General features: G+C 66.5%; 5 protein-coding genes. 4 read left to right on the top strand and 1 reads right to left on the bottom strand.

Annotated elements, in window-relative coordinates; genetic code table 11:
* Together KGM94_RS22570 and KGM94_RS22575 are read left to right on the top strand one after the other, a co-directional pair.
* Positions 1 to 338: aldo/keto reductase (locus tag KGM94_RS22570; RefSeq protein ID WP_300264272.1), on the top strand; the 338-nt coding region annotated here is incomplete at its 5' end.
* Positions 339 to 518: 180 nt separating this feature from the next.
* The gene (locus KGM94_RS22575; RefSeq protein ID WP_300264274.1) at positions 519 to 1,466 is read left to right on the top strand and encodes a DMT family transporter; all 948 of its coding nucleotides are present in this window, start codon (positions 519 to 521) and stop codon (positions 1,464 to 1,466) included.
* 99 nt (positions 1,467 to 1,565) lie between these two features.
* On the opposite strand, the gene KGM94_RS22580 is transcribed toward KGM94_RS22575, so the two are convergent.
* Positions 1,566 to 2,027, bottom strand: a complete 462-nt coding sequence (locus KGM94_RS22580) for an Lrp/AsnC family transcriptional regulator (protein WP_300264276.1) — start codon at positions 2,025 to 2,027, stop codon at positions 1,566 to 1,568.
* 132 nt (positions 2,028 to 2,159) lie between these two features.
* Between KGM94_RS22580 and KGM94_RS22585 the strand changes: the two genes are divergently transcribed.
* Positions 2,160 to 4,523 carry a transketolase gene (locus KGM94_RS22585; RefSeq protein WP_300264277.1) on the top strand — a complete coding sequence of 788 codons (2,364 nt, stop codon included), beginning with the start codon at positions 2,160 to 2,162 and terminating at the stop codon, positions 4,521 to 4,523.
* Positions 4,524 to 4,840: 317 nt separating this feature from the next.
* Positions 4,841 to 6,204, top strand: a 1,364-nt coding sequence (locus KGM94_RS22590) for an aldehyde dehydrogenase family protein (RefSeq protein WP_300264279.1), incomplete at its 3' end; no start/stop codon positions are given.

Below are 6,204 nucleotides of genomic sequence, written 5' to 3' on the forward strand. Positions count from 1 at the left end.
GGGCGATCGAGCATGCGGTGATCCCCTGGTGCGAGCGGCACGGCGTCGCGGTGGTGGCCTATTCGCCGTTCGGCCATGATGATTTTCCGGGGCCGCGCTCCAGGGGCGGCGAGGTGCTCGCGCGCATCGCCGATGCCCACCGCGCCACGCCGCGCCAGGTCGCGCTGGGCTTCCTGACCCGGGCCAATCCGGTGTTCGCGATCCCGAAGGCCGGAAGCGCCGAACATGCGGGCGAAAATGCGGCCGCCGGCGACTTCGCGCTCGCCGCAGACGACGTCGCGGCGCTCGATGCGGTGTTTCCGCGCGGCCCGAAGCCGCGCGGTCTGCCCATGCTGTAGCGCAAGGGTGCCTCGTTAAGGGAGCGTTGACCGGCGTGGCGGTCCGCGCATATCGGCATCCTGTTTTCTGAAGTTGTGAGGCGGGCGCTTTTGTCGTTTTTTACCGGCTCACCCGATTCGTCTTTCGTCCGAGTTCCCGCCGTGACCCCGCCGCCCGCCGCAGCCGCAAGGCTGGACAGTGTGTCGATACCCGTGCCCGAGAAGAAGCCGGCCGCCCGCCGCGTGCCGGCGCGCACCGACCGACCGTTCAAGGGCATCGCACTGATCCTGCTGTCGACGGTGTTCCTGGGCTCCTCAGACGTCACCGCAAAATATCTGTCGTCGAGCCTGCCCTCGATCGAGATCACCTGGATCCGTTTCCTGACGTTCGCGCTGATCATGGTTCCGGCGATGATCCCGGCCTCGCCGCTCTACGCGATGCGGACCGAGCGGCTGCGCTTCCAGTTGATGCGCGGCGCGGCACTACTCGGCTCCTCGCTGTTCTTCATTACCGGCCTGCGCTTCCTGCCGATCGCGGAGGCCTCCGCCACCGGATTCGTGTCGCCGCTGTTCGTCACCGCGCTCTCGATCGTGTTCCTCGGCGAGAAGGTCGGCCTGCGGCGCTGGATCGCGACCGGCGTCGGCTTGCTCGGCGTGCTGATCATCCTGCGGCCGGGCACCAGCGCGTTCCATGCGGCCGCCTTCTTCCCGATCATCTCGGCCCTGTCCTGGGCGACGACGCTGATCATGACCCGCATGATGAGCGGCCGCGAGGATGTCATCACCACGATGACCTATTCGGCGCTGACCGGGCTTGCCATCCTCACGCTGCTCGTGCCGTTCGTCTGGGTCGCGCCGACCTGGCAGGCCATCCTGTTCGGCATCTTCATCGGTTTTGCCTCCACCGCCGGGCAGTGGATCGTCGTGCTGGCCTTCCGCTACGGTGACGCCTCGGTGCTCGCGCCGTTCTCCTACACGCAGTTGCTGTGGGTCAGCATTTTGGGCTTCCTGGTGTTCGGGGAAGTGCCGGATGTCTGGACGGTGACGGGCGCTGCCTTCATCGTCGCCAGCGGCCTCTACATCGCGCACCGCGAGCGCGTCCGCCGCTCGCAGCTCCTGATTCTGGAAGAGCGTTCGCCGAACGCCTGACGCGGTCGCGCAAGTCCGTCGCGGCGGTCGCCAAGGCCTTTGCCGACCTCGCCAATCCCGAGGCGGATACGAAGATCATCGTCGAGCCGTGGCGATGAGCTACACCGGCAGCGCGATCGAGTACTTCACCTGGCTCAGCGCAAAGCTCGACTCGATCGAGGCGATGCCGTCGAGCCGGGTCAGCTTGTTCTTCAGGAACGCCTCGTAGGACGACAGGTCCGCCGCAACCACGCGCAGCAGGTAGTCGCGGTTTCCCGTCATCAGATAGCATTCCAGCACCTCGTCCCATTTCGAGATCGCTCGCGCGAAGCGGTTGAGGTCCTCCTCCTTCTGCCGCGCCAGTTTGATCGAGATGAAGACGCTGACGTGCAGTCCCAGCGCCTTCTGGTCGACGGTCGCGACATAGCGGGTGATGACGCCGCGCTCCTCCAGCAGCTTGACCCGGCGGTGGCAGGGCGACACCGACAGCCCGACCTTGTCGGCGAGCTCCTGCATGGTCAGCCGGCTGTCGGTCTGCAGCAGCGCGAGGATTTTGCGGTCGATGGCGTCGAGGTCTGACATTGGGATGGAACCTGTGCGGTTAGCATGTTCGTTGGTAAATTATCCCAATCGTGGCGGGTGCGGCGCGAAAATTTGAGAATTTCAGCGGACTGCCGAGGGGTATGATGCGGCATCGAATTCCGGAGCATCGCCATGCCCGTTGAGCCCGCCCGCCTCGAAACCCTGTCCGCCCTCAGCCGCAAGGTGCTGTGGCTGTCGTCGTGGACCATCCACCACGCCAACCACATCCGTCCCAATGCGGATGGGCTGAAGGTCGGCGGCCATCAGGCCTCCTCCGCCTCGCTCGCCACCATCATGTCGGCGCTCTATTTCTCGGTGCTGCGGCCCGAGGACCGCGTCGCGGTGAAGCCGCATGCGAGTCCGGTGTTCCATGCCATCCAGTATCTGTTCGGCCGGCAGAGCCGGGAGAAGCTGGAGAACTTCCGCGGTTTCAAGGGCGCGCAGTCCTATCCCTCGCGCACCAAGGACACCGACGACGTCGACTTCTCGACCGGCTCGGTCGGCCTCGGCGTCGCGCAGACGCTGTTCTCCTCGCTGGTGCAGGACTACGTCAAGGCGCATGGCTGGATGAAGGATCGCCGCCAAGGTCGGATGATCGCGCTGGTCGGCGATGCCGAGATGGACGAGGGCAACATCTTCGAGGCGCTGGTGGAGGGCTGGAAGCATGGCCTGCGCAACACCTGGTGGGTGGTCGACTACAACAGGCAGTCGCTCGACGCCGTCGTCCGCGAGGGTCTGTGGGAAAAATTCGAGACCGTGTTCCGCAATTTCGGCTGGGACGTGGTGATCGTGAAATACGGCCGCCTGATGCGCGACGCCTTTGCCGAGCCGGGCGGGGAGGCGTTGAAGAGCTGGATCGACAACTGCCCGAACGCGCTCTACGCGGCGCTCTGTTTCCAGGGCGGGGGAGCCTTCCGCAAGCATCTTCAGGACGAGATCGGCGACCAGGGGCCGGTCACGAAGCTGATCAATCGCCGCAGCGACGACGAGCTGCTGGCGCTGATGTCCAATCTCGGCGGCCACGACATGGCGAGCATGCTGGAGGCCTTCGAGTCCATCGACCACGACCGCCCGGTCTGCTTCATCGCCTACACCATCAAGGGCGTCGGCTTGCCGTTCCAGGGCCACAAGGACAACCATGCCGGCCTGATGACGGTCGCGCAGATGGAGAAGTATCGCGACAGCCAGAACATCCGGCCCGGGCATGAATGGGACAGGTTCGAGGGGCTCGCGCAGGATGAAGCTGCTCTCGAAGCGTTCCTCGTCCGCGTGCCGTTCAATCGGGACGGCCGTCGGCTCAGCGCGCCCGTGGTCGAGGTGCCGGCTCAGCTCGCCTTCAAGCCATCGGCCCAGATGTCGACCCAGCAGGGCTTTGGCCTCGTGCTCAACGAGATCGCGCGCAGCGACAGCGAACTGGCCCGGCGCATCGTCACGACCTCGCCCGACGTTACCGTCTCGACCAATCTCGGTCCCTGGGTCAACCGGCGCGGCCTGTTCGCGCGCGCGGAGAAGGCGGACTTGTTCCGCAGCGAGAAAATTCCCTCGACGTTCAACTGGGCGGCCTCCCCCAAGGGCCAGCACCTCGAGCTCGGCATCGCCGAGATGAACCTGTTCATCATGCTGTCGGCGCTCGGCCTGTCGCACCAGATCAACGGCGAACGGCTCCTGCCGGTCGGCACGCTCTACGATCCCTTCATCGAGCGCGGCCTCGATGCACTGAACTATGCCTGCTACCAGGACGCCCGCTTCATGGTGGCGGCGACGCCATCCGGCATCACGCTCTCGCCGGAGGGCGGCGCGCACCAGTCGATCGCGACGCCGCTGATCGGCATGGCGCAGGACGGGCTCGCCTCGTTCGAGCCGGCCTTCGTCGACGAACTCGCCGCGATCATGGCGTTCGGCTTCGCCCACATGCAGCGCGAGGCAGGCGAGGGCGGCTCGGTCTACTTGCGGCTCTCGACGCGGACCATCGAGCAGGTGCAGCGGATCATGACGCCTGAGCTGGAGAAGGCCATCACCGACGGCGCCTATTGGCTGCGCAAGCCCGGGCCCAATGCCGAGGTCGTGATCGCCTATGCCGGCGCGGTCGCGCCCGAGGCGATCGAAGCCACCGGCTTCATCGGCGAGAGCCGCCGCGACGTTGGCCTGCTCGCGATCACCTCGGCCGATCGCCTGCACGCGGGCTGGACCGCCGCGCGGAAATTGCGCCGTGATCGCCGGGGCGTGCAGCATCTCAGCCATATCGAAAGACTGCTGGCGCCGCTGCCGCGCGACTGCGGCATCGTGACCGTGCTCGACGGCCATCCGGCGACGCTCGGTTGGCTCGGCAGCGTCCGCGGCCAACGCGTCGAGGCGCTCGGCGTCGAGCAGTTCGGCCAGACGGGCACGATTGCCGACCTCTACCGCCAACACGGCCTGGACGCCAACGCCATCATCGATGCGGCGGAAAGCCTCACCACCGGCGCCCCGGTCCTGCATCGGAAGATGGCGGTATGAACGCGGCTGAAGGGTAGGCCCCGGCGCAGCAGCGCACCGCTGAAGAAGCGCTGCGCTGCGTCCGGGGCACGAGAATGATCGGGCTCGGCACAATTTCGTGTCCCGGACCCGGCGCGGCATGAAATGACGCGACGCTGAGCCGGGACCAAGCCACGCGGGACCCAGAGCCGCGCTTGCCCCCGGCGTCGATGCGTCCCATATTCCGCCTTCGTCCGCCGCAACGCTGGGCCCACATATGGCGGGTTCAATTGCCGGCGCTTTCGTGCAAGGATGCCTGCCGAAACGCCCCCACCAGCTTCCGAAGAAGAGGTTTTACGATGGTCAATCGCTCGCAATTTTACATCGATGGCGCCTGGGTCGATTCCGCCGTCAAGAAGTCCATCTCCGTGGTCAATCCGGCGACGGAAGAGGCGATGTACGAGATTGCGCTGGGCTCCAAGGCCGATGTCGACAAGGCCGTCGCCGCCGCCAAGCGCGCCTTCGAGACCTGGTCCCAGACCAGCCGCGAGGAGCGCGTTGCGCTGCTCTCCAAGATCGTCGAGATCTACAAGGGCCGCATGAAGGACATCGGCGCAGCCATTTCCGACGAGATGGGCGCGCCGCTGCCGATGGCCGAGAAGCTGCAGGCCGGCGCCGGCCTCGGCCACCTCATGACCACGCTCGAAGTGCTCAAGAACTACCATTTCGAGGAACAGGTCGGCACCGCGACCGTGCTGCGCGAGCCCGTCGGCGTCGTCGGCATGATCACGCCCTGGAACTGGCCGATGAACCAGATCGCCTGCAAGGTGGCGCCCGCGCTCGCCGCCGGCTGCACCATGATCCTGAAGCCGTCGGAGTTCACCCCGACCTGCGCGCTGATCTTCGCGGAAATCCTCCATGAAGCCGGCGTGCCGAAGGGCGTCTTCAACCTGGTCAACGGCCTCGGGCCCGAAGTCGGCGCCGCCATGAGCGAGCACCCGAACATCGACATGATCTCCTTCACCGGCTCGACCCGCGCCGGCATCGACGTCGCCAAGCGCGCGGCGCCGACGGTCAAGCGCGTCAGCCAGGAGCTCGGCGGCAAGTCGCCGAACCTCATCCTCGAAGGCGCCGACCTCAACAAGGCGGTGGCCGGCGGCGTGATGCACATGTTCAACAACTCCGGCCAGTCCTGCAACGCGCCCTCGCGCATGATCGTGCCGCTGTCCAGGATGAAGGAAGTGGCCGCGATCGCGAAGGCGGTGGCCGACAAGACCAAGGCCGGCGATCCGCGCGGCGAGGGCACCACCATCGGCCCGGTCGTCAACCGCGGTCAGTGGGACAAGATCCAGGCGCTGATCAAGAAGGGCATCGACGAGGGCGCTACCCTCGTTGCCGGCGGTCCGGGCCTGCCCGAGGGCGTCAACAAGGGCTTCTACGTCCGCCCGACCATCTTCGCCGACGTCACCAACGAGATGACGATCGCGCGCGAGGAAATCTTCGGGCCGGTGCTGACCATCATCGGCGCCAAGGATGAAGCCGACGCCGTGCGCATCGCCAACGACACGCCCTACGGACTTGCCGGCTACGTCTCGGCGGACACCGTCGAGCACGCCAGGAAGGTCGCGCGCCAGATCCGCGCCGGCAACGTCAACCTGCAGGGCGTGCCGAACGACCGCACCGCGCCGTTCGGCGGCTACAAGCAGTCCGGCAACGGCCGCGA

Origin of the sequence: Bradyrhizobium sp. (genome assembly GCF_028868675.1) — a bacterium.
In the GTDB taxonomy this organism is placed as follows: domain Bacteria; phylum Pseudomonadota; class Alphaproteobacteria; order Rhizobiales; family Xanthobacteraceae; genus Bradyrhizobium.